Below are 22,426 nucleotides of genomic sequence, written 5' to 3'. Positions count from 1 at the left end.
TTACCGGTAATCGCACAAATACCGAACCGTTTCGGCGTCCAACTTGTCGATGACAGCGGCAAGCAAACGGACCATACGGTCTACGTCTTGCCTGCTCACCATCGACACGTTGCTGTGAATGTAGCGCGCGGCGACGCCGATCACCACCGTTGGGACACCGCGCTTGTATAAGTTGAATTTCCCGGCGTCCGTCCCGCCTCCTGTCATGACTTCGACTTGATGGGAAATCCCGTTTTCCTCGGCGGTTTCGACGATCAAATCGCGAAACCGCGTATTCGGAATCATCGTCGCGTCAAGAAATGTAACGAGCGGACCCCCGCCGAGTTTCGGTTTGTTTTTTTCTTTCTCCGACGGTCCATCCTCGGCAATCCCGACGTCCAACGCGATCGCCACGTCGGGCTGCACGACGTGCGGCGCCGTTTCAGCTCCACGCAAACCGACTTCCTCTTGGACCGTCGCACCCGCATACACCTCATTCGGATGGCTGCCTTCATTCAGTTGTTTCAACACTTCTACTGCCGCATAACAACCGACGCGATTATCAAGCGCTTTAGCGAGAATGGTGTCTTCATCGGCCAACTCTTCATACGGGCACACCGGCACGATCGGATCCCCGACAGCCACGCCCCATGCCGCTGCTTGGTTCTTGCTGCCGGCTCCGATATCCACGTACATCTCCTTCATCGGAAACACCTTCTCGCGTTCTTCTTTTGTCAGCACGTGCGGCGGCCGCGAACCAATGACGCCGGTGAAGCTTCTCTGTTCAGTCACCACCTCGACACGTTGGGAAAGGAGCACTTGCTCCCACCATCCGCCGAGCGGTTTGAATCGCAAGTACCCATCGTCGGTAATTTCGCTTACCATGAACGCCACTTCATCCATATGACCGGCCAACAGAACACGCGGTGCATCCGCCGCTCCTCTTTTTTTGCCGAAAATACTTCCCGTGTGATCATACAACACTTCGTCCGCATGGTCTTGCAGTTCTCGGCGCATCATCCGGCGCACTTCACCTTCGAATCCGGGTGCGCCTCGGGCTTCGGTCAATGCCTTGAGCAAATTCATTCGCTTCACCTTCCATTGCTTTCATTTTCACCGCTTTATTCATAGGATGGTTTGCCTTCGGCTTCTTATGCGTCATACAATAAAAGATAAAAAGACTGATTGAGACGGTGCAAACGATGATGAACACATTCCTTGTTTATTTTCCAAGCAAAAGAATCTTGATTCACGATGCGCCGGAAGAACTGAGACAAGTTTTGTGATATAGTGAAACCGAGTGAAACCGAGACGAATTTTCCATCTGCAAGGAGGATCCATAAATGAACGAAGCAGCTCAAACAATCGAAGGCTGGTATTGCCTGCACGATTTTCGTTCGATCGATTGGACACGGTGGAAACAACTTTCCAGCGATGACCGCGAGCGTATTACGAATGAATTTATCGACTTCATGAACAAGTGGGAAGACAATCAGATGAACCGCGAAGGCAGCTATGCCGTTTATTCCATTCTCGGCCAAAAGGCGGACGTGATGATCTTGCTGCTCCGCCCGACGTTGGATGAACTCGGCGAAATCGAATTGGCCATGAACAAGACGGAACTCGCGGAATATTTGCTCCCCGCGTATTCTTACGTTTCCGTCGTTGAACTAAGCAACTACTTGGCGAAAGAGGGTACCGATCCGGAAGATGATCCGCGCATACGCGCACGGTTGAAACCGGTCTTGCCGAAGGCGCACTACGTTTGCTTTTACCCGATGGACAAGCGCCGCGACGGCGAGGACAACTGGTACATGTTGTCGATGGACGAACGCCGCGAAATGATGAAAGGCCACGGGTTGATCGGCCGCGAATACGCCGGCAAAGTGAAGCAAATCATCTCCGGTTCCGTCGGATTCGACGATTGGGAATGGGGCGTGACGTTGTTCTCGCATGACGTCCTGCAATTCAAAAAGCTCGTCTATGAAATGCGCTTCGATGAAGCGAGTGCAAGATTCGCCGAATTCGGCCCATTTTATGTCGGCACGATCTTGCAAGACGATCAAGTGAAAAAATATTTTGCCGTGTAAACTTGTGATTCGGTAAAATGGGAAGCCTGCCGCGCCTCGTCCGGCAGGTTTTTTTGGTTGAAGCGCGCAATGTGTTCCAAAAACCGTGCACTAATCACTGTGCAGCGAGTTATCCACAGATTTTGCCAGCTTTTCGAGCGAAAACTGGGTGGATTCGAGCGAAAACCGAATGGATTGGAGCAAAACCGCGGTCGTTTAGAGCGAAACGGCAGTTGTTTGGAGCAAATTCAACGATCGGCAAGGCGGTCGGTCGGTGACGCTGTGAATCCTGATAAAATTGGCGTGGAGCATACGTCCGGAGTTATTTTTGCCCCGGTTTGATTGTACATAGAGGGAAAAAAATGTTCCGCAACCGAACTTTACATTTCGAATGTTTCTGACTACAATGTAAGTGAGTAATCACTCACTTATCGAAATGGGGGGACCATAATGGATCCTTATGTCGCATTGCACGACGTCACGCAGGCGTTTGACGGCCGGTCGGTCATCCGGTCGGTGAATCTCGCAATGGAAAAGCCGGAAATCTTCGGGTTGCTCGGTCCGTCCGGAGCTGGGAAAACGACGTTAGTGAAAATGATCGCCGGCATCGATCAGGCGTCGGCCGGGCAGGTCGACGTACTTGGTACACGTATGCCAAATTTGAGTACCGTGAAGCGAATCGGATACATGGCGCAATCCGACGCTTTGTATGATGATTTGACCGCGAAGGAGAATTTGCATTTCTTTGCGTCGTTGTACGGTTTGCGGAGGCAAGCGCGCACAGAACGCATCAGCGCCGTACTTGAGATTGTCAACTTGACGCATGAGGCGGATAAGCTCGTCCGGAAGTTTTCCGGCGGCATGAAACGGCGGCTTTCATTGGCGATCGCGCTCGTACACGAGCCGAAGGTGCTCATTCTCGACGAGCCGACGGTCGGCATCGACCCGGTGCTGCGCCGACAAGTGTGGCATGCGTTTGAAAAATTGCGGGACAATGGCACCGCGATTCTCGTCACGACGCATGTCATGGATGAGGCGGAGCGGTGCGACCGGTTGGCGATGATTCGCGACGGCGAATTGATCGCGAACGGGACGCCGGACGCTTTAAAAAAAGAAACCGGAACCGCGTCGATCGAAGATGCTTTTCTCGTATACGGAGGTGCCGCCCAATGAAAATCATGATGCTCGTGAAAAGAATTTTGCTCGAATTCAAACGCGACAAACGGACGCTTGCGCTCATGTTTGTGGCCCCGCTCTTCATCATGAGCTTGTTGTACCTTGTCTTTCAAAACGACGAGTACAAACCGTCCGTCGCCTTCGTCGACGTACCCGCACCGATCGTGCAGCACGCCAAGTCGACGAATGCCGATATTCACGAATGGTCGATGCCGAAAGCAAAAAGTGCATTGGCCGATCAAGAGCTGGACGCCATCGTTTCCTTCACCGACCACAAACCGGAAGTGTGGCTCGAAGGCAGCGACCCGACGGCCAACCGCGCCGTCCTGCAACTTTTACAAAATGTCTTTCAATCCGCAGTCGGCCCGGCTGCCGTGCAGCCGGACATTCATTATTTGCACGGAGGTCCGTCGCTTTCTTCCTTCGACCGCTTCGGCCCGGTGCTGCTCGGCTTTTTCGTCTTCTTCTTCGTGTTCTTGATCGCCGGCGTCGCCTTTTTGCGCGAGCGCACGAAAGGCACGCTTGAGCGCTTGCTGTCGAGCCCGATCCGCCGTACGGAAATCGTCGTCGGCTACGTGATCGGCTTCGGACTCTTCGCGATGATGCAAACCGCCGTTTTCGTTGCCTACACCGTCTATGTGCTCGACCTATGGATGGCCGGCAGCGTCGGCTACGTTTTTCTCATCAATTTGCTGCTCGCCTTGACCGCGCTTTCGCTCGGCATCTTGCTGTCGGCCGCCGCCCGGAACGAATTGCAAATGATTCAATTCATTCCGCTCGTGATCGTGCCGCAAGTATTTTTCTCCGGCCTTTTCGAACTGGAGACGATCTCAGATTGGGTGAGTTGGATCGGTTACTTCACTCCATTGTTTTACGGAGCGGACGCCTTGCGCGGCGTCATGCTCAGAGATGCTTCTTTCGGAGACATCGGCCTCGATTTGGCCGTCTTGCTCGGGTACGCGTTGTTGTTCATGATCCTGAACATTGTCGCATTGAAACGGCTTCGTCGTTTATAATGAGAGCGACCGGTTTTGAAAAGAGGGATATTGAATGGACTGGGATGCATGGTTTCAAGAAACCGCCCAAGACGAAACGTTAACGGAAAAGCAGAAGCAAATCATGATCGCGGCAATCGAAATGTTTTCTGAGAAAGGCTACGCCTCATCCTCGACGAGCGAGATCGCCCGGCGCGCAGGCGTCGCCGAAGGTACGATTTTTCGCCATTATAAGACGAAGGAAAAACTGCTTCAGGCGATCGTCGAACCCGTAATCCGCCAAATTATCGCGCCGTTCATCATCGGCGACTTGAACAAAGTACTCAATCGGCGTTATGAGCATTTCGAGGACTTCGTACGGTCGATGATTGAAAACCGAAGAAAGTTTCTCGAACGTCATTTTTCGCTCATTAAGATCGTGTTTCAAGAAATCCCGTTTCACCCGCAGCTGCAACAACTGTTCAAAAAACATGTCGCCCCGGCGCCGCTCGCCAAAATTCGCGGCATCATCGTCCATTTTCAGGAGAAGGGCGAACTCATTCAAGGATCGCCGTACACGATCATGCGCCTCGCGGCGTCATCGGGGGCAGGCTATTTGCTGGCCCGCCAATGGTTGCGATCCGAGCTGAATTGGGATGACGAGGAAGAACGCGAAGCGACGATCCGTTATATATTGAAAGGGCTCAGCCCGGATGCCCCGCCATCTTGACCTCCCGAACGGGAGGTTTTTTTGTTCCTCGTTGCTTAAGCACATTTCGCCACGCCTTCGCATTCCCTATAAAAGAAACTTGTGGGCGGTTGACTCGATATGTTCCAAAGCAATTCAATCCTTGTCCCCGTTGACTTTCGGGCATAATCGATCGATACGCTCATAAAATGGATACAGATCAGGGTGAGGTGAATTATGGCCGTTATTAGAGCAACTTCGGAAGACATTAAGCTGCTTGCGCGTTTAATGCGGGCGGAGGCGGTGAGCGACGGTAATTTAGCGATGCTGATGGTAGGAAACGTCGGCGTCAATCGCGTGTTGGCCAATTGTCTCGACTTTGAAGGGATCCGAACGATTCCGCAAATGGTCTACCAACGCCCGGGAGGATTCGAAGCCACATTGTACGGTTTTTTTTATCGACGAGCTCGTCAACACGACATCAATCTTGCCCGGAAAGTCATTCAAGGCCAACGGTATTATCCAGCCAGCAATTCGTTGTGGTTTTTCGAGCCCTCGGGCGAATGCCCCGCGCAATGGTTTGATCAGTGGAACGTCGGAAGGTATAAGTCATTCTGCTATTACGCGCCGGCTGAGAGTGAATGTCCGCACGTGTACAATGGTTAACTTCCAATAAAAAGGAGTGAGGCGGTTGTCGGAATATGAATCCGAGGAAACGCGTGAACAAGGGAAAAAGGGAGCCTATCCGGAAGGAGGCATGATGCAGTCCAACCCGTACAGCGGCTATTACGGCGGTGCTGCTTGGCCGGGTTATGCGCAGCAGTCAGCGTACCCGTATACGCAAGCTTCATATCCGTACGGTTATGCCCCCCAGCAGCCTTCGTTCCAATCGCAGCCAATGGGCGGATCGATGGGCTTTCAAATGGGCGGACAGGGACAACATTATTATGGTGTAGGCGGAACCGGCGCGCCGCAAGGCGTTGCCGGAGCTGGAGGTTTCGGTCAAGGGGTGTTCGGCGGAGTTCCGCCATCGATCGCTCAGCAAGTGCAGGAAGCCTCTTACATTGAAAACATCCTTCGTCTCAACGCCGGAAAAGTAGCGACCATTTACATGTCTTTCGAAAACAACTCGCCGTGGTCCAGCAAAGTTTTTACAGGTGTTATTGAAGCCGCCGGAAAAGATCATATCATCCTGAGGGAAAGAAACGGAACAAGGCGTTACGTATTGCTGATGATTTACGTCGATTACATTACTTTCGAAACGGAAATCAACTACTTTTATCCGCCGGCACCTCAATTTTATTCGATTTCCGGTTAGGAACCGGAAAAAGACCGCGGGAAGTTGAATCTTCCAGCGGTCTTATCTTTATCCCCGGAGTACGGCAACCAGCACGAACACCCAGCCAGCTAGAAAAGCGACACCGCCGATTGGGGTGATTGCTCCAAGCACCGAAATTTTCGTTATACTCATCACGTACAAACTGCCGGAAAACAACACGATTCCGGCAAACAACAGCCAACCGGCTGCCTGCATGAACGTTCCGGGAAACTTGTCTGCCAGAATGCCTACTAAAATAAGCGCCAGCGCATGGATCAAGTGATAGTGCACGCCTGTCTCATAAATGTCCGCCCATTTGCCAGTTACAATGTTTTTTAAGCTGTGTGCGCCGAACGCGCCGATCACGACGCCGAGAAAAGCCATCAAGCTGCCGAGGGCCACAAACCCTTTCATCGGAGGTCACCACTCCTTTTTTATCAAGTTGAAAATCATCTTTACCAAGTATACCGTGCCAATTCCGGCGCGGCAAGATTCTTGGCAACCCCTCGCAATCTTTGTAAAACAGGTTTAATTTGTTTTAATTTGTGGTATTTATTCCTTTGATTGATTCTCTGTCCATTCTCAAGCCATAATAACCTCATATCCCCGCAATTCCATTCATACAACGTTTGCCGCATCGGATTACCCGGTGTTAACATAAGTATAGGTTATTAATAACATCATTCGATATAAGGAGGACATAATCAGTGAACCGAAAGATGAAACCGATTTTGTTTTCATTACTCGTCATCCCGCTTCTCGTTTTATCTGCCTGCGGCAGCCAAAATTCTTCAGGGAAAGACGTTGGGAAGATCGTTTTCGCTGATCCCCAATGGAGCAGTGTTGAATTGCATAACTGGATTGCCCGCACCATCCTTGAAGAAGGGTACGGATACGAAACCGATGTAAAAACGGGTTCTACGGCATCGACCTTCTTGGCTTTTCGTCAAGGCGATATCGACGTGTACATGGAAATTTGGCCGTTGAACATTCAAGATATTTATAACAAAGCGATTGAAAACGGCGAGATTAAACAAGTTTCTGTCAACTACTCCGACGCCCGCCAAGGAATCTTCGTACCGACGTATATGCTCAAAGGCGATCCCGATCGCGGCATCGAGCCGATGGCTCCGGATCTCAAGTCGGTGAAAGACCTTCCGAAATACTGGGAATTATTCAAAGATCCTTCCAATCCCGAAAAAGGAAGAATCATCGGATCGCCGACGGGTTGGGAAGCAGACAAGGTACTTCGCCAGAAAATCAAAGCGTACGGCTTGGACAAAACATACAACTATTTCAGCCCTGGTTCGCAAACGGCGTTGTTTACGTCTTTGAAGAAAGCTTATGAAGCTGGCGAACCGTGGGTCGGCTACATGTGGGGCCCGACTTGGGTGCTCGGCAAATACGACATGACGTTGCTGCAGGAGCCGCCTTTCAGCGAAGAAGTGTGGAAGAAAAGCAAAGCTTGTGCTTGGCCGCAAGAAGAAGTGTCGGTCGCCGTCAATATGGAGTTCGCCGACAAAGCGCCTGAGGTCGTTGATTTCTTAAGCAATTACCATACAAGCGCAGATTTGACAAATGCGGCATTAAGCTACATGGAAGAAAATGAAGCGAAACCGAAAGATGCCGCCCAATGGTGGTTGAAGAAATACAAGGACATTTGGACGAAATGGGTTCCGAAAGATGTAGCCAAGAAAGTGGAACAATCGCTACAATAAAAAAGTGGAGTCACAATTGCACCGAAGCAAGGAGAGTAGTTGGCCGTTGGCGCCAACTATTCTTCCTTTACCAACTGAAAAAGAGAGGTGAGCAGGTTCGGATTCGTCCGGACCGTTTGACATGTTCGATTTTCCGGAGGCATTACGAATTCACGCCGGCGATTATGTCGCCGATTTCGTGAACTGGCTGAAAACGACTCTCGGATTTGTGTTCGACGCCATCGGAAATTTTGTTCTTCATTTATTACTGTATATCCAAGATTTCTTGCTATGGCTTCCGTGGTGGAGTTTTATCATTATTGTTTTCTTGATCGGCTGGTGGTTGCGTACGTTCGGCCTTGGCTTGTTGTTCGCCGCGATGTTGTTTCTTATTGGTACGTTCAACCTTTGGGATCATATGATGCTGACCTTGGCGATCGTTTTGACCTCGGTCATTATTGCGGTCATCATCGGAATTCCGGTCGGTATCTTAATGGCGACATGGAAAACGATTGAAATGATCATGAAACCGATTTTGGACTTTATGCAAACAATGCCGAGTTTCGTTTATTTGATTCCTGCCATTTTGTTGTTCAGTCTCGGCGTCGTTCCCGCGATTTTCGCAACCCTTATTTATTGCGCACCTCCGGTCATTCGCTTAACGAGTTTGGCCATCAACGGCGTTTCGAAAGAAATGGTGGAGGCGGCCCAATCCTTCGGTTCCTCGCGCTGGCAGTTGTTGATGAAAGTTCAATTGCCGCAGGCGATGCCGACGATCATGACGGGGGTCAACCAGACGACCATGATGGCGTTGGCGATGGTCGTCATTGCTTCGATGGTTGGCGCCGAAGGACTCGGCATGGATGTGCTGCAAGCGATTAACCACATTCGCATTGGCGACGGGTTTGAAGCCGGAATCAGCATCGTTTTTCTCGCGATCATCATCGACCGGTTGACGATCGGCATTGCCAATCGTTTTACGACGCAAAAATAACGGCAGATGAACACGCCTGTCCATAGTAAAGGAGCAAAAATATGGCCACGAAAATTCAAGTGAATCACGTATCGAAAATTTTCGGACCGCATGCAAAATCGATTTTATCGAAAGTAAAAGAAGGAAAAGCGAAAGACGAAATCTTAAAAGAAACGGGGCATACCGTCGGGGTAAACGATGTTTCCTTCGACGTCAACGAAGGAGAAATCTTCGTTATCATGGGCTTGTCCGGCAGCGGAAAATCGACATTGATCCGGTGCTTGAACTTGCTCAACCGGCCGACCGCCGGGGAAATCCTTGTTGACGGAGAAAACATCGTCGCCTTTGATAAAAAAAGATTGAAAGCCTTTCGGCAACAAAAATTGGCGATGGTCTTTCAACATTTCGGGCTTTTCAGCCATCGCTCGGTCGCCGCAAACGTCGAATACGGCCTGGAAATTCGCGGCGTCGACAAAGAAACGCGGCGCGAAAAAGCTTTGGAAATGTTGAAAACGGTCGGCTTGCAAGGGTGGGAAGACAAGTTGCCGAGCGAATTGTCAGGCGGCATGCAGCAACGGGTCGGTCTGGCAAGGGCGCTGGCAAACGATCCTGACATCTTGCTGATGGACGAACCATTCAGTGCCCTTGATCCGCTCATCCGACGCGAAATGCAGTTGGAACTGTTGGATCTGCAATCGAAATTGAAAAAGACGATCGTCTTCATTACGCATGACGTGAACGAAGCGTTTAAGCTCGGCGATCGGGTCGCGGTCATGAAGGACGGAGAAGTCGTCCAGATCGGCACGCCGGAAGACATCTTGTCCAACCCGGCGAACGAATACATTTCCGACTTTGTCCAGGACATCGACCGCACAAAAGTTTTGCAAGCGAAACATATTATGCGCAAGCCGACGACGACCATCCATGCTTCCGCCGGACCGAAAGTAGCGGTTAAAGAAATGGAGGCCGACGGTTTGTCCAGTATTTTCGTCGTCGACGCCGATCGGAAATTGCTCGGCCTCGTCACCGTCGACGATGCGGTGAAAGCGGCGAAAGAAAAACGTCCGCTGACGGAAATTGTCCGCAAAGAATTTCATACGACTGATCCGGAAACGTATATCCAAGATTTGATCGATCTCGCGGTTGAATCGAAATACCCGATCGCGGTGGTCGACGATGACGAAAAGTTCGTCGGCATCATCGTCCGCGTCTCGGTTCTTTCTGGACTCATGTAACAGACGGCCGTAACGGCCGTCTGTTTTCATTTATCGCACGGCAACACTTTCCCTGGATTCAAGATTCCCGCGGGATCTAACGTTTTCTTCAACGCCTTCATGACTTCGAGTGATTCACCGTGCTCTTTTTGTTGGTATTTTTGTTTGCCGATCCCGACTCCGTGTTCTCCTGTGCACGTTCCCCCTCTGCTTAACGCGTGATCGACGATCTTCTCGTTCGCTTGAATCGCTGCCTCCAATTCACGGCTGTCGTGAGGATCATACATAATGAGCGCATGAAAATTCCCATCACCGATATGACCGAGCACCGCACCGTCCAATCCGGCCAGCTCCAATTGCTCGCGGGCATGAACGACGGCGCCGGTCAACTCTGTTAACGGCACGCATACATCGGTGAACATAATCTTTTTGTCTGGATACCCGTGAATGAATGCGTAAGCAAGATGGTGCCTGGCCAGCCACAACTGCGCTCTTTTTTTCGAATCAGATTCGATTTCGAACGATTCTGCCCGCTCATCTTCTGCACATTGCTGCGCCAAGACCACATCTGCTTTTAACCCGTCTTCGTTTCCGTGAAATTCCAAAAATAACGTTGCCTTTTCACTATATGCCGTTCCTTCATGCCCGTTCACTTGCTTGATCGAACGGGCGTCGACCAATTCGACCCGTGCCAGCGGAATTCCGGAAGCCAACATCGTCAACGCCGCGTCGACAGCGTTCTTCACACTCGGAAAAGCCGCCCGCGCTGCCGCCGTCGCCTCGGGAATGCCGTGCACGCGCAGCGTAATTTCTGTGAACACGCCAAGCGTTCCTTCAGAACCTAGGAACAAATGAGTTAAATTGTATCCCGATGAAGACTTAGCAGCCAAGCCGCCGGTATGAATGATTCGCCCGTCGGCGAGAACCACCTCGAGGTCCCGCACTTGATCCCTCATCACCCCGTAGCGAACTGCCGTCGTGCCGCTCGCATTGGTCGCCGCCATACCGCCGATCGTCGCATCTGCCCCCGGATCGACTGGGAAAAACAGCCCGTGTTTTTTCAACGCTTGGTTCAATTGCGTCCGCGTCACACCTGGTTGAACTTTTACTAAAAAGTCGCCGGACCGGACCTCCAATATGCGGTTCATTCGCTCAAAATCAATCGATATCCCGCCTTTTATCGGGATTACATGGCCTTCAAGACTGGAACCGACGCCGAAAGGCACGATCGGCACGCCGTTTCGGCTCGCATAGGCAAGCAGTTCAGCAATCTCTTCTGTTGTCTCGGGAAACACGACAACATCAGGAAGTCTCGGTTCATGATGCGATTCATCCTTCGCATGATTCCTTCGAATCGTTTCGTTTTCACTGACGCGTTCCGGCGCCAGGATTTCCCGTAATTCTTTCGCAAGCTTCATGAAACTTTACCCCTCTCCCGGCTGTAAGCAGAATGCTGTTCACATTCGGTTTTTCTGATATATGATAGGAAGACAAGACGAAAAGGACGTAGGACACTTATGACTATCGAACATTTGCTGCTCATGATCACGGTCGGCATCTTTGCCGGTTTCATCAATGTCATGGCGGGAGGCGGATCTTTACTCACGATGCCCGTGCTCATATTCATGGGTCTCCCCTCTGCTACGGCGAACGGCACAAACCGAATCGCTCTCGTGTTTCAAAGCCTCACATCGATATGGAATTTCCGCAGAAAAGGTATCTTCGATTGGAAAATGAGCCTGTGGCTCAGCATTCCGGCGGTGATTGGCTCGATCATCGGGGCAAGTTTCGCGATTACGATCTCCGATGCCTTGTTTCAAAAAATATTGGCCGTCGTTATGATCGTCGTCGTCGTTTTCATCGTTTGGCAGCCGCAGAAAAAACTGCAACAGCTGAATGCTCCGCTCTCCCGGGGCAGAAAAACATTGGCCGTCATCATCTTTTTTGCGGTAGGACTTTACGGCGGTTTTATTCAAGCCGGCGTAGGGTTATTGATCATCGCCAGTGCAACGGCCGTGCTCGGCATGTCGCTCGTTCGAGCGAACGCCATGAAAATGTTTGTCACTGGCGTGTACATTTTGTGCTCCTTTCTCATCTTCGTCATTAACGGCGAAGTCGATTGGCTGCTCGGTCTCATCCTTGCGGCCGGAAACAGTATCGGCGCTTGGATCGGAACGCATTTGGCCGTCGAAAAAGGCGACAAATGGGTTCGCGCCGTTCTCGTCATCGCCGTCGTCCTCATGGCGCTGAAACTGCTCGGCTGGTTCGAACCTTTGTTTTAAAACAACCGGTCGCAGACACGAACTATTTGGATCGAGCAAGAAAACCGGAACGCGTCGACGTTCCGGTTTTTCCGTTATTCTTTCGGATGAATCATTTCTTCGGGACGAACGTATTGTTCAAATTGTTCTTCCGTCAAAAGGCCGCTCTGTACGGCAGCTTCTTTCAACGTCAACCCTTCTTGGTGCGCTTTTTTCGCAATCGTTGCCGCCTTTTCATAGCCGATGTGCGGGTTCAACGCGGTGACGAGCATGAGCGAGTTCTTCAAATGCTCGGCGATTTTCTCCTCGTTCGGCTCGATTCCGACCGCACAAAGATCGTTAAACGATTTCATCGAGTCCGCCAACAATTTCGCCGATTGCAAGAAGTTGTAACCGATGACCGGTTTGAACACATTCAGTTCAAAATTACCTTGACTGGCGGCGAAACCGATCGTCGCGTCGTTGCCCATCACTTGAGCGGCTACCATCGTTACCGCTTCCGCCTGTGTCGGATTCACTTTCCCCGGCATGATCGAACTCCCCGGTTCGTTTGCCGGAATCTCCAGCTCGCCGATGCCGCAGCGCGGACCGCTCGCAAGCCAGCGGACGTCATTCGCAATTTTCATCAGATCGGCGGCGAGCGCCTTCAATGCCCCGTGGGCCGTCGTAATTTCATCATGACTCGTCAAGGCATGGAACTTATTCGGCGAAGAAAAGAAATCGATGCCTGTTACATGGCTGATCTCCTTAGCGACCATGTCACCGAAATCGGGATGAGCGTTTAATCCGGTGCCAACAGCGGTTCCTCCGATCGCCAGCGCTTTCATTTTCTCCGTCGTTTCGCGGATCATTTCTTTCGACCGGTCCAGCATGTACCGCCAGCCGCTGATTTCTTGCCCGAGCGTAAGCGGCGTCGCATCTTGCAAATGCGTTCTCCCCGTCTTGATGATAGCTTTGAATTTTTCTTCCTTCTCCCTCAACGTATTTCTCAATTCGTCCAGCGCGGGGATGACTTGTTCTTCGACCGCCAAAACGGATGCAACATGCAACGCCGTCGGGAAAGTATCGTTAGAGCTTTGCGACATGTTCACGTCATCGTTCGGGTGCACGCTTTCTTGACTTCCTTTTTCCTGCAAGATTTGGTTGGCCCGATTGGCGATGACTTCATTCGTGTTCATGTTCGATTGCGTACCGCTTCCGGTTTGCCAAACGACGAGCGGAAAATGTTCATTCAACTCTCCATTAATGATTTCATTTGCGGCCTGCACAATCGCTTCCGCTTTTTCGCCGGGCAGTTTCCCGAGTTTCTCATTCGTAATCGCCGCACTTTTCTTTAACACGGCAAATGCATGAATGATCGGTTGCGGCATTTTCTCCCAACCGATTTTGAAATTTTCGCGGCTCCTTTGCGTTTGCGCCGCCCAGAGCTTATCCGCCGGCACTTTCATTTCGCCGAGCGTATCTTTTTCGATTCTGTACTCCATCGTTTCCCTCCTTAATGAAACTTTCGGTGATCTTCCTCTTTCTATTTTCCTCGCCGGCATCCCATTTGTCAAAAAGATCACTTGTTTAGATCATAGAAGAACTCGCCGATATAGAAGATAAGTCGAAAATAAGGAGTCGTCGAATGAATGTTACGCAACGCACAATAAAAATCGGCCGTACGGCCGATCGGAAAGTTGGGATGCGCAGGCGGGACAACGAGGAAAGGCTCGCGTTCATCTGCATGGCTTTCTTCATTCCAGTGTTCGGCCTCATCCCGGCCGTATACGTAATGCTATCCACCATTCGCTCCGGAAACCCGCGTTCCGCGAAAGCGCAACTTGCTTATCCGTGCGCGGCGTTAACTTTGTGTCTCAACGGCATTCCCGTCTTATTTCTTTTTGCCGTCTTGCTGGCTTTTCACAGGTAATGCTCAAACGTTCGCCTCTCCGGCCTTGTACAGTTTATACAGCGCTTGCGTTCCGCTGTTTTCATCGCCCCGCTCCGCGAGTTTTTCATATAATGATTTCGCTAGGCTAAGCCCCGGAGTAAGCAGCCCCATTTCTTCAGCCGAACGCAAAGCGATCGTCATATCTTTGATAAAATGTTTCACGTAAAAACCCGGCGCGAAGTCACCCGCAATCATTCTTGGCGCCAAGTTGCTCAACGACCAGCTTCCGGCGGCGCCGAAGGCGATGCTTTTCAATACGTGATCCGGATCGAGCCCGGCTTTTTCGGCATAAACGAGCGATTCGGCAACACCGATCATGTTCGAAGCAATGGCGATCTGGTTGGCCATCTTCGTATGCTGGCCGGCCCCCGGCTCCCCTTGACGGACGACGTTTTCCCCCATCACTTGAAAAACCGGCGTCATCCGCTCATAAATTTCCGCATCGCCGCCGACCATGATCGTCAATTTGCCGTTTCTCGCCCCGATGTCTCCCCCGGAAACCGGTGCGTCGAGCGCATGGATCCCCTTCTCCCGAGCGTTTCGGTCAATGTTTTCCGCCAACCGCGGGCTGGACGTCGTCATATCGATGACGACTGCTCCCCGCCGGGCATGGTTCAAAATCCCGCCGTCCGCGAAATACACTTCTTCAACATCGCTCGGATAGCCAACCATCGTTATCACGACATCCACTTGTTCGGCCAAAACGGCAACTGATTCGGCCCAACGCGCACCTTCGGCGATCACCTCATCCGCCTTCGTTTTTGTCCGCGTGTACACGTCAACTGGATATCCGGCTTTCATTAAATTGAGCACCATGCTTTTCCCCATGACTCCGGTCCCAATAAATCCGATTCTTTCTTTCTCCGCAACGCACATGCGCGTCCCCCCTTAAATGTTCATCCAATGATCAATAATGTCATCCGAATACTCTTCTTCACTTTCTTCTTTCTTGTCAACTTCATCGGCCTTCCCGGTCTCTGCCTCAGCGGTTTCCGTCTCAGGCTCTGATTCCCGCTCCTGCCTGTCCGGCTTTTCCTTCTCCGGCTCTGCCCCGACTTCATGCCGCTCCAGCTCGACAAGCGCGAGCGGCTTTCGTTTTGCCGGTACATACTCCTGCAAGTCCCTAACGGCATTGGCGCGGATTTCTTCCTCAATCAAGTAGCGGATCGCGTCGCTCAAGTTCGATTGACGGTTCATCCATTCGAGTACGAGCGGAGACTCATTGTTTTTTAACCGCAAAATAATATGATCCCCGGGTTTCTTCTCCTTCTTCGCCATGTCATCATCCTTCTACTTCCGCCGGTTCCTTCTCCGTTGGCTGCCCAAGCACCTTCTCCTTCAAGGCAGAAAATATTTTTCCTCTCACGAACAAATCCAGCCCTTCCGCGTTCATTGTCACCGCGTAGGCCTCCGGAACGTACAACAATTGAATGTCCAACCGTTCTGTAAGTGTTTCCAGTTCTGGATGCAAGACGTCGCGCATTAAAATACTTCCGCCGCCGTAAACGACCACGACGTCGATCAAATTGCGCGCAGAGCTGATTTGCCGTTTCACGTTGTCAACGATCGCTCGCGCTTGGTTTTGCAGCGGCGTACGAATGTGTTCCATCGCTGCCGCATGAAATTTATGGCTTTTGTCGACAAGGCATTTGCTGAAGAAGCTTCGCGGCACTTCCGTCTGCATAATCGCTTGCTTGAAATCGGGAGCGGCTTCCTCAATCGCGTAACCGACACCGTTGTTCGAGCCATGCTGGAAATTGGAATCAACCCGGCTTCCTCTTGTGATCGGATATTCTGTCGTACCTTCGCCGATGTCGACGTGCAATACGTCTTTGTCTGCAAAATATTTCCCGTCCATCTTCGCGAGCTTGTACGTTTTTTTGAAATCGGCAAACAGATCATCGTTCCGCCACTTATCCTCATGATCCTTTTGCAAAGCAAAAATGACCGGCGTCGCTTCCGGAAGCACTTTGACAAATTCAAATTTCAATTCCACAGACACGCGTTTTCTGCCGACATGCACCGTTGCCCGATGCGTTCCTTCGGTAAACCGTTTTTCATAACGCTTGCTCGTCTGCTCTTTATATTCCTCGTATGGAATCGCCGTTGCCATATCAACGTTCACTTTGATTGATTCCGGGACTTGTTTGTTCTCCTCGAACGCCCGCTGAACGGCGACGCCGGCAATGTTTCCGACCGTATTAATAATCGGAAGCGCCGATTCCGACTTTCGGTCGATGCCAACGACCATGTTGTTCGCGGAATTGCTGTTCTTGCTGTTGACCGCGCTTTCCCCGATAAAATAAAGTCCCGCAGGAGCTTCCGGCGAATCGATCGTAACGATTAACTGTTCGTGGATGGATGGAATGAACGCTTCAGGATTCACCTCGTCCACCCATGGAATGCGGTCTTGCCTTATGTACGTATTCGGCTGTCGGATCAATTGACCGTCCACAAAAAGATCCTGTTCACTGTTCCCGATGTCATTGCCCACCTTAAAATGATAGTCTGCCATTTCGCTTCCTCCCGCTAAATAGTAGTCGTCCCAAGTCAGACTTTTCCCTCTGCAGCAAACACGCCATGTCCAGCATAGCGCAGGTCTTAATGTCTTGTATATACTTATTCGTCAGCCGGCATGAGAAATCGGGGAGGAAATGACCGTTTTTTTGGTTATTTTTGTATATACATTATCTATACAATGTATTTATTATTTATAGAGTTTGTATAGATAAGACCAGTCTTTCATAAAAAGGGTTCTCAAGTTCGGGCGGCGCCGTACGGCAAGCGGATGGTAGGACACGACGGCGGGAAGCGAAAAAATTTCATGGACGGTCGAGCGCAGTGATTTAACGTTAAGGGTGGGATCGTCAAAAACCGACTGCACAGCCGCGTCACCGAGACAAAAAAGCATTTCCGGCCGACGGCTGAGCAATTGCTCGCGCAAATGCCGCATACAAAGACGGCGCGTCGCAGGCTTATCATACTTTCGTATCGGCCTGCGTTTTAATACGTACGTCACATACAAATCTTCCGTCCCGAATCCGGCGTGGAAGGCCGCCTCCTGCAAGGTCTTCCGCGTTCCGCACACGAACGGTTCCCCTTCCCTGCTTTCCCGCATGCCCGGATTATCCAACACAACGAAGATCGGTGCGGTCGGACATCCTTCGCCCCAAACCATCCTTGTTCCGTGCGTATCGAGTCCGCAAATTTTACAATTTTGTACTTCGGCAGGCACCGGATCTTCCGGCCAAACGATTGGACAAAACGGTGTCATTTGCTGGCGGCCTCCTTCGAAAGTACGCCTATCATACCCTTTCCTGCCGACGAATATGTCGGCGTGCGGCGAAGGCGGACGAAAAAAATCCTTCCCCGAAAAGAGGAAGGAAGCGTTCTGAAAGTTTTTGATGTTCATGATTCTTTTAAAAATCATCCGGGTCCGGACCGGTACGTTCGTTTCGGTTCAATTCCGCGATTTGCTGCATGTCTTTCGCACTCAACTCAAAGTCGAACAAGTCAGCGTTGCTTTTGATTCTTTCATCGCGAACCGATTTTGGAATCGTTACGACACCGAGCTGCAGTTCCCAACGCAAAACGACTTGCGCCGGTGTTTTTCCATGCCGTTCGGCGATTGCCATCAAGGTCGGATCATCGAGAATCCTCCCGCGCATGAGCGGTCCCCATGCTTCCAGCTGAATGTCGTGGCCGCTGCAAAAGTCGAGCAGTTCTTTTTGGAAAAGGCGCGGATGGAATTCGACTTGATTGACCATCGGATTGACTTCGTTGTCTTTCATCAAGTCTTCAAGGTGGTGGATCTTGAAGTTACATACGCCGATCGCTTTGGCGCGTCCTTCTTTGTATATCGTCTCAAGCGCTTTCCAAGTTTCCTTGTACTTCCCGGAAACCGGCCAATGCACTAAATATAAATCAACGTATTCCATGTCAAGCTTGCTCATGCTTTCTTCAAAGGCGCGAAGCGTTTCGTCATAACCTTGGCGGTCGTTCCACACTTTCGTCGTGATAAACAAGTCTTCCCGAGGCACTTCCGATGCTTTCACGGCTTTGCCGACGCCGATTTCGTTGTCATAAAAGGCTGCCGTGTCAATGCTTCGATAGCCCGTCTCGATTGCCGTGCTCACCGCATGCTCAACTTCGTTTCCCTCTTCGATTTTATAGACGCCAAACCCGAGCTGAGGCATTTCTACGCCGTTGGCCAGCGTCACCGTTTGTCTGATGTCCATTCTCGACTTCATCTCCTCTCACGCTTTAGATTCCCTTATTATCGTATACCATAATGGCGTAACATTCGAATCATTTGACCGGCACCGCATCCGAACCCTTTGCTTAAAAAAATTCGTCCAACAGCTGATAATAGTCGATTTTTTCCGGTTCAGGACGGTCAATGCCGTAATGGTAAAAGAACGGCTCGACCCATGATTCCCCGTAATTGCGAACGATGCTTCGCGCCGCCAGTCCTAGATCTTGGTAACGGTCTGCGATGCCGGCGCGTCCCCAATCAATAAATCCGCTGATCCCGTTTTCGTTAAGCAAGATGTTCGGCATGCAATAATCGCCATGCGTGAAAACAAGGTCTTCTTCATCTGGACGGCAAGCGACAAGTTCCTCCAACAACACCGACGCCGTCTTACCCGCCCTCGATTCATCAAAATTCGTCTCATCGACGGTTCCGCACATCACACGCTCTTTCGCTTGCGTCAGTTTTCTCGTCAACGTTTCATCAAACGGACAGGCCTTCAACGACACGGAATGAATCTGTTTCAAACCTGCGGCGAGTGCATGCACTGCGAATTTCGGATCCGCGCCCACCGCAGGCGATGCGGCATGTACGCCGTCGACGGCGGTCGTCAGCAAATACTCGCCATCGTCGCCCACCGCGTAACCGACGACTTTCGGCACTGGCAGCTTTCCGTCCAGCCATACCAACTTGTTGCGTTCCTCGCTTAACGGCTCCGGGAGTCCGAACGGCTGAACTTTTAAATAATATCGGTTTCCGACGCGGTACACCTCGGCTCCGGATTCGCCGATGATCTCTTTTTCCATACGCAGCGCGCCGATCAACCGTCGGATCGTTGGCGGCAAATGTTTCCCCATCGTATTTCACCATCGCTTTCATACGCTCCCCTTAAAAAGGATACGTTAAGAATAAAGGAGGGATGCACCCACATGGCAAAAAGGCGCATACTCGTGCCTGAGGCACGGGATGAAATGGACAAGCTTAAACAACAAGTCATGGCCGATCAAGGTTATCCGGTCGATCCAAACGAGCCGAAAAACACAAAGTACGCAGTAGCCCGCCAAGAAGGCGTGCCGTTGAAGAAAGGTTACAACGGCGACTTGAAAGCGAAAGAAGCAGGCCAAGTCGGAGGTAATATTGGCGGAAACATGGTCCGCGATTTGATTAAGCGTGCGGAAAACAGCCTCGGCCAGAAAAGTTAAGCCACCGGAGCAGCCATCGGCTGCTCCGTCATTCGCTGTGCATTGCTGCGCTTTCCCCGGCGGCATGGCCGGTCACGAAAGCAGCGGTGATGTTGTAGCCGCCGGTGTAGCCGTGAATGTCGAGAATTTCCCCGCAAAAATAAAGACCTTCCGCTTTCTTCGATGCCATCGTTTTCGGATCGACTTCCTTCAAGGAAATGCCGCCTCCGGTAATGAACGCCTTTTCGATCGATAACGTTCCGGTCACCTGAATGGGAAAGGCCTTCAGCATTCCCGCCAATCGCCGAACTTTCTGTTTCGGCAACTGAGGAAACGTCGTTTCCGGCGACAGCTCCACCTGCTCAAGCAAAAAGAGCATATAACGCTCGGGCACGACACGTTTCCAAACGTTTTTCACCGCTTTGGCCGGTTCTTGCTTCGCCGTCCCCAGCAACTGCTGAAACAACTGTTCTTCCTTTTCGTCCGGTTTCGCGTCGATCGATACCGTGATCGCATCCGTCTCGTATTTTTTTAACGCTTTGACGACGTATTGGCTGCAGCGGAGCACGGCCGGTCCGGAAAGACCGAAATGCGTGAAAATCATGTCCCAGCGGTGTGTCTTGATCACTTTCCCTTTCGGATTGTGCACACTGACGGCGACATCGCGCAACGACAACCCTTGCAAGGTTTTGTTGCGAATAAACGGATCATCGGAAACCAACGGGACTTCCGTCGGATACAAATCGGTAATCGTGTGTCCCGCTTTTCTCGCCCATGCATAACCATCTCCTGTCGAACCGGTTCGCGGCACGGATTTTCCGCCGGCGGCGAGAATGACGCTCTTCGAGCGGATTTCTTCTCCTGTTCGCAGCCGCACCCCTTTTACCGCACCTCCTGCGTACAACACGTCTTCGACCGGCGTATTTGTTCGCGCTTGAACACCTAGCTCGTCCATTTTGCGCAGCAACGCATCGACAACCGATTTCGCACTGTCCGATACAGGGAACATGCGGCCGCGATCTTCTTCCTTGAGCGAGATGCCTAGCTGTTCGAAAAAAGCGATGATCGCCTCGTTGTCAAAGCGGGAGAAGGCTCCGTACAAAAATTTGCCGTTCCCCGGAATGAATTTAACCAATTCGGCGATCGGTTTCCGGTTCGTCACGTTGCAGCGGCCGCCGCCGGAGATGGCCAGTTTTCGTCCAAGTTTGTTTCCCTTTTCAAGCAGCAGCACGCCGGCGCCCGATTCCGCTGCCGCAACCGAAGCCATCAAACCGGCCGGTCCGCCGCCAATCACGATTACATCGTAGTTCATGGTGCACCTCTTCGCCTCTTTTCGTTCTAGTTGTAGTCTACCGAATTCTTATCGTGAAGCCAAACGGCCGCGCTTGCGCTATAATAAGTGCAAAACGACGAGGCAGGTGAAACCGGTGGATACGCACGACAGTCATTTCATCCTTCATGCGAAAAGCAAGACGCATCATTTCGAAGGAGAAGGCGCCTTGTCGCTGAAAACCTTTGCGAATGGACGTGCTTTTTACGAAGCGGGCGGCGGCTGTTATGCAGTTGACGAAACCCGCTATTTGCTGCTCAATCCCGGCCGTTATGCCATCACAATCGAAGACGAGCGCGAGGTCGAATCGTTTTGCCTGTTTTTCAAAGACGGTTTCGCCGGCGAAGTGCATGATGCTGTTGCCTCAACTGCGGAACAAGGGCTGGACGACCCGTTTCGTCCGCCTTCCAAAGAAATCGAATGGGTTCAAAAAACGTATCCGAACGATACCTGCTTGATGATGTTGTTGCGCCGCCTGAAAACGGAGCGGAACGATGAGGTACGCCGCGACGAGCTCATGCATGACATCATGAGACGAATGCTCGTGATCCACATGGAAACGAAAAAAGAAATCGAGCGTCTGCCGGCGATGCGGCCCGCTGTGCGGGAAGAAATATACCGCAGGGTCGCAACCGCGCACGATTTTCTCGAAGCATGCTATGCTCAACCGTTGACATTGGACACCATCGCTCAAACCGCCTGTCTCTCGGCGAATCATTTGTTGAAAAATTATAAGGCGGTGCACGGCAAAAGCCCGTCACAGCAGCTTAGCGAAATTCGGATGCGCGAAGCGAAACGACTGTTGGCCGACGAGGATATCGCTGTGACCGATATTGCATTCGCCGTCGGCTTCGAAACCGCATCTGCCTTCAGCAAAAAATTTCGGAGGCACACGGGCTGCGCTCCGAGCGTATTCCGAAAAAAAGTGAGATTGGACAAGCCGCCTCGCTCACGCTGAGGTAAAATAAAGAAAACGAGACAAAGGATGTGCAGCAACAATGACGATCGGTATCAAAAACATCGGCCAGATTGCCGTTCCCGTTCATGATTTGAAACAAGCGGTCGCTTTTTACCGCGACGTGCTCGAACTCCCGTTTTTATTTGAATTTCCGAATTTGGCTTTCTTTGATTGCGGCGGCGTGCGCCTGTTAATCAGCGAACCGGAAAACGAAGAGGTCGATCATCCGAGCTCAATTATTTATTTTCGAGTCGAAGAGATTCAACAATCGTATGAAAAACTCGTCGAGAGGAACGTAGAGATGGTCGACGAGCCGCACATCATCGCGGAAATCGACGGCGTGCAAACGTGGATGGTGTTCTTTAAAGATCCCGACGGCAACATGCATGGGTTAATGAGCGAAACGCCGTCCGAATAAACGCC

25 protein-coding genes are annotated in these 22,426 nt (G+C 51.3%); 14 read left to right on the top strand and 11 right to left on the bottom strand.

Annotated features, from left to right (window positions below):
* On the bottom strand, positions 1-1,065 hold the full coding sequence (locus VFK44_09750; protein ID HET7628658.1) for a M42 family metallopeptidase: 1,065 nt from the start codon (positions 1,063-1,065) through the stop codon (positions 1-3).
* 257 nt (positions 1,066-1,322) lie between these two features.
* Here VFK44_09750 and hemQ point away from each other — a divergent pair, with 257 nt between their 5' ends.
* The 6 genes from hemQ (at position 1,323) to gerQ (ending at position 6,204) form a co-directional block, all read left to right on the top strand.
* Complete coding sequence (gene hemQ, locus VFK44_09745) at positions 1,323-2,069, top strand: hydrogen peroxide-dependent heme synthase (GenBank protein HET7628657.1); 747 nt, start codon at positions 1,323-1,325, stop codon at positions 2,067-2,069.
* Between the two features lie 429 nt (positions 2,070-2,498).
* Entirely contained in the window at positions 2,499-3,221 is a 723-nt protein-coding gene (locus VFK44_09740; GenBank protein ID HET7628656.1) for an ABC transporter ATP-binding protein, read from the top strand.
* Positions 3,218-4,240: an ABC transporter permease gene (locus VFK44_09735; protein HET7628655.1), complete on the top strand. Its 1,023-nt coding sequence runs from the start codon at positions 3,218-3,220 to the stop codon at positions 4,238-4,240. Before VFK44_09740 ends, VFK44_09735 begins: the two co-directional genes overlap by 4 nt.
* Positions 4,241-4,274: 34 nt before the next feature.
* Complete coding sequence (locus VFK44_09730) at positions 4,275-4,928, top strand: TetR/AcrR family transcriptional regulator (GenBank protein HET7628654.1); 654 nt, start codon at positions 4,275-4,277, stop codon at positions 4,926-4,928.
* Positions 4,929-5,123: 195 nt separating this feature from the next.
* On the top strand, positions 5,124-5,552 hold the full coding sequence (locus tag VFK44_09725) for a cell wall hydrolase (GenBank protein HET7628653.1): 429 nt from the start codon (positions 5,124-5,126) through the stop codon (positions 5,550-5,552).
* A 25-nt stretch (positions 5,553-5,577) separates the two neighbouring features.
* Entirely contained in the window at positions 5,578-6,204 is a 627-nt protein-coding gene (gene gerQ / locus VFK44_09720; GenBank protein HET7628652.1) for a spore coat protein GerQ, read from the top strand.
* Between the two features lie 48 nt (positions 6,205-6,252).
* Here the strand turns inward: gerQ and VFK44_09715 are convergent, their stop codons facing one another.
* A complete protein-coding gene (locus VFK44_09715; GenBank protein HET7628651.1) occupies positions 6,253-6,618 on the bottom strand; it encodes a DUF423 domain-containing protein in 366 nt (121 codons plus the stop codon).
* A 293-nt stretch (positions 6,619-6,911) separates the two neighbouring features.
* Here VFK44_09715 and VFK44_09710 point away from each other — a divergent pair, with 293 nt between their 5' ends.
* The 3 genes from VFK44_09710 to VFK44_09700 all read left to right on the top strand — a co-directional run bounded on the left by VFK44_09710 (position 6,912) and on the right by VFK44_09700 (position 10,109).
* A complete protein-coding gene (locus tag VFK44_09710; GenBank protein HET7628650.1) occupies positions 6,912-7,922 on the top strand; it encodes an ABC transporter substrate-binding protein in 1,011 nt (336 codons plus the stop codon).
* 121 nt (positions 7,923-8,043) lie between these two features.
* Positions 8,044-8,895: a proline/glycine betaine ABC transporter permease gene (locus tag VFK44_09705; GenBank protein ID HET7628649.1), complete on the top strand. Its 852-nt coding sequence runs from the start codon at positions 8,044-8,046 to the stop codon at positions 8,893-8,895.
* 41 nt (positions 8,896-8,936) lie between these two features.
* On the top strand, positions 8,937-10,109 hold the full coding sequence (locus VFK44_09700; GenBank protein ID HET7628648.1) for a glycine betaine/L-proline ABC transporter ATP-binding protein: 1,173 nt from the start codon (positions 8,937-8,939) through the stop codon (positions 10,107-10,109).
* A 26-nt stretch (positions 10,110-10,135) separates the two neighbouring features.
* On the opposite strand, the gene VFK44_09695 is transcribed toward VFK44_09700, so the two are convergent.
* On the bottom strand, positions 10,136-11,506 hold the full coding sequence (locus tag VFK44_09695) for an FAD-linked oxidase C-terminal domain-containing protein (GenBank protein ID HET7628647.1): 1,371 nt from the start codon (positions 11,504-11,506) through the stop codon (positions 10,136-10,138).
* A gap of 99 nt (positions 11,507-11,605) precedes the next feature.
* Between VFK44_09695 and VFK44_09690 the strand changes: the two genes are divergently transcribed.
* Complete coding sequence (locus tag VFK44_09690; protein ID HET7628646.1) at positions 11,606-12,370, top strand: sulfite exporter TauE/SafE family protein; 765 nt, start codon at positions 11,606-11,608, stop codon at positions 12,368-12,370.
* Between the two features lie 74 nt (positions 12,371-12,444).
* Here the strand turns inward: VFK44_09690 and fumC are convergent, their stop codons facing one another.
* The gene (gene fumC, locus VFK44_09685; protein ID HET7628645.1) at positions 12,445-13,833 is read right to left on the bottom strand and encodes a class II fumarate hydratase; all 1,389 of its coding nucleotides are present in this window, start codon (positions 13,831-13,833) and stop codon (positions 12,445-12,447) included.
* 143 nt (positions 13,834-13,976) lie between these two features.
* Here fumC and VFK44_09680 point away from each other — a divergent pair, with 143 nt between their 5' ends.
* The gene (locus VFK44_09680) at positions 13,977-14,261 is read left to right on the top strand and encodes a hypothetical protein (protein HET7628644.1); all 285 of its coding nucleotides are present in this window, start codon (positions 13,977-13,979) and stop codon (positions 14,259-14,261) included.
* Positions 14,262-14,264: 3 nt separating this feature from the next.
* Here VFK44_09680 and VFK44_09675 read toward each other — a convergent pair whose 3' ends face one another.
* The 6 genes from VFK44_09675 to VFK44_09650 all read right to left on the bottom strand — a co-directional run bounded on the left by VFK44_09675 (position 14,265) and on the right by VFK44_09650 (position 19,391).
* Entirely contained in the window at positions 14,265-15,158 is an 894-nt protein-coding gene (locus VFK44_09675) for an NAD(P)-dependent oxidoreductase (GenBank protein ID HET7628643.1), read from the bottom strand.
* Positions 15,159-15,170: 12 nt separating this feature from the next.
* Entirely contained in the window at positions 15,171-15,560 is a 390-nt protein-coding gene (locus VFK44_09670) for a hypothetical protein (GenBank protein HET7628642.1), read from the bottom strand.
* 4 nt (positions 15,561-15,564) lie between these two features.
* A complete protein-coding gene (locus VFK44_09665; GenBank protein HET7628641.1) occupies positions 15,565-16,797 on the bottom strand; it encodes a ParM/StbA family protein in 1,233 nt (410 codons plus the stop codon).
* A gap of 192 nt (positions 16,798-16,989) precedes the next feature.
* A complete protein-coding gene (locus VFK44_09660) occupies positions 16,990-17,556 on the bottom strand; it encodes a uracil-DNA glycosylase (GenBank protein ID HET7628640.1) in 567 nt (188 codons plus the stop codon).
* Positions 17,557-17,701: 145 nt separating this feature from the next.
* Positions 17,702-18,520, bottom strand: a complete 819-nt coding sequence (locus VFK44_09655) for an aldo/keto reductase (GenBank protein ID HET7628639.1) — start codon at positions 18,518-18,520, stop codon at positions 17,702-17,704.
* Between the two features lie 103 nt (positions 18,521-18,623).
* Positions 18,624-19,391 (bottom strand): APH(3') family aminoglycoside O-phosphotransferase, encoded by a 768-nt coding sequence (locus VFK44_09650; protein ID HET7628638.1) that lies wholly within the window; start codon positions 19,389-19,391, stop codon positions 18,624-18,626.
* Positions 19,392-19,463: 72 nt separating this feature from the next.
* Here VFK44_09650 and VFK44_09645 point away from each other — a divergent pair, with 72 nt between their 5' ends.
* The gene (locus VFK44_09645) at positions 19,464-19,736 is read left to right on the top strand and encodes an alpha/beta-type small acid-soluble spore protein (protein HET7628637.1); all 273 of its coding nucleotides are present in this window, start codon (positions 19,464-19,466) and stop codon (positions 19,734-19,736) included.
* 28 nt (positions 19,737-19,764) lie between these two features.
* Here VFK44_09645 and VFK44_09640 read toward each other — a convergent pair whose 3' ends face one another.
* Positions 19,765-21,027: an NAD(P)/FAD-dependent oxidoreductase gene (locus tag VFK44_09640; protein HET7628636.1), complete on the bottom strand. Its 1,263-nt coding sequence runs from the start codon at positions 21,025-21,027 to the stop codon at positions 19,765-19,767.
* 106 nt (positions 21,028-21,133) lie between these two features.
* Between VFK44_09640 and VFK44_09635 the strand changes: the two genes are divergently transcribed.
* Positions 21,134-22,003, top strand: coding sequence for an AraC family transcriptional regulator (locus VFK44_09635; protein HET7628635.1), 870 nt, complete (start codon positions 21,134-21,136; stop codon positions 22,001-22,003).
* Positions 22,004-22,043: 40 nt separating this feature from the next.
* Positions 22,044-22,421 carry a VOC family protein gene (locus VFK44_09630; protein HET7628634.1) on the top strand — a complete coding sequence of 126 codons (378 nt, stop codon included), beginning with the start codon at positions 22,044-22,046 and terminating at the stop codon, positions 22,419-22,421.
* Positions 22,422-22,426: the final 5 nt, after the last annotated feature.

Source organism: Bacillales bacterium (assembly GCA_035700025.1).
Classification (GTDB): Bacteria; Bacillota; Bacilli; order Bacillales; family DASSOY01; genus DASSOY01.
Note: the sequence above shows the minus strand (reverse complement) of the source record. Positions and strands in the feature narration are given on the sequence as shown.

Bases quoted from the DNA above. Each gene is read 5' to 3' on its own strand.
- VFK44_09750 (HET7628658.1), bottom strand. From the start codon at position 1,065: ATGAATTTGCTCAAGGCATTGACCGAAGCCCGAGGCGCACCCGGATTC.
- hemQ (HET7628657.1), top strand. From the start codon at position 1,323: ATGAACGAAGCAGCTCAAACAATCGAAGGCTGGTATTGCCTGCACGAT.
- VFK44_09740 (HET7628656.1), top strand. From the start codon at position 2,499: ATGGATCCTTATGTCGCATTGCACGACGTCACGCAGGCGTTTGACGGC.
- VFK44_09735 (HET7628655.1), top strand. From the start codon at position 3,218: ATGAAAATCATGATGCTCGTGAAAAGAATTTTGCTCGAATTCAAACGC.
- VFK44_09730 (HET7628654.1), top strand. From the start codon at position 4,275: ATGGACTGGGATGCATGGTTTCAAGAAACCGCCCAAGACGAAACGTTA.
- VFK44_09725 (HET7628653.1), top strand. From the start codon at position 5,124: ATGGCCGTTATTAGAGCAACTTCGGAAGACATTAAGCTGCTTGCGCGT.
- VFK44_09715 (HET7628651.1), bottom strand. From the start codon at position 6,618: ATGAAAGGGTTTGTGGCCCTCGGCAGCTTGATGGCTTTTCTCGGCGTC.
- VFK44_09705 (HET7628649.1), top strand. From the start codon at position 8,044: ATGTTCGATTTTCCGGAGGCATTACGAATTCACGCCGGCGATTATGTC.
- VFK44_09700 (HET7628648.1), top strand. From the start codon at position 8,937: ATGGCCACGAAAATTCAAGTGAATCACGTATCGAAAATTTTCGGACCG.
- VFK44_09695 (HET7628647.1), bottom strand. From the start codon at position 11,506: ATGAAGCTTGCGAAAGAATTACGGGAAATCCTGGCGCCGGAACGCGTC.
- VFK44_09690 (HET7628646.1), top strand. From the start codon at position 11,606: ATGACTATCGAACATTTGCTGCTCATGATCACGGTCGGCATCTTTGCC.
- fumC (HET7628645.1), bottom strand. From the start codon at position 13,833: ATGGAGTACAGAATCGAAAAAGATACGCTCGGCGAAATGAAAGTGCCG.
- VFK44_09680 (HET7628644.1), top strand. From the start codon at position 13,977: ATGAATGTTACGCAACGCACAATAAAAATCGGCCGTACGGCCGATCGG.
- VFK44_09675 (HET7628643.1), bottom strand. From the start codon at position 15,158: ATGTGCGTTGCGGAGAAAGAAAGAATCGGATTTATTGGGACCGGAGTC.
- VFK44_09670 (HET7628642.1), bottom strand. From the start codon at position 15,560: ATGGCGAAGAAGGAGAAGAAACCCGGGGATCATATTATTTTGCGGTTA.
- VFK44_09665 (HET7628641.1), bottom strand. From the start codon at position 16,797: ATGGCAGACTATCATTTTAAGGTGGGCAATGACATCGGGAACAGTGAA.
- VFK44_09660 (HET7628640.1), bottom strand. From the start codon at position 17,556: ATGACACCGTTTTGTCCAATCGTTTGGCCGGAAGATCCGGTGCCTGCC.
- VFK44_09655 (HET7628639.1), bottom strand. From the start codon at position 18,520: ATGGACATCAGACAAACGGTGACGCTGGCCAACGGCGTAGAAATGCCT.
- VFK44_09650 (HET7628638.1), bottom strand. From the start codon at position 19,391: ATGGGGAAACATTTGCCGCCAACGATCCGACGGTTGATCGGCGCGCTG.
- VFK44_09645 (HET7628637.1), top strand. From the start codon at position 19,464: ATGGCAAAAAGGCGCATACTCGTGCCTGAGGCACGGGATGAAATGGAC.
- VFK44_09640 (HET7628636.1), bottom strand. From the start codon at position 21,027: ATGAACTACGATGTAATCGTGATTGGCGGCGGACCGGCCGGTTTGATG.
- VFK44_09630 (HET7628634.1), top strand. From the start codon at position 22,044: ATGACGATCGGTATCAAAAACATCGGCCAGATTGCCGTTCCCGTTCAT.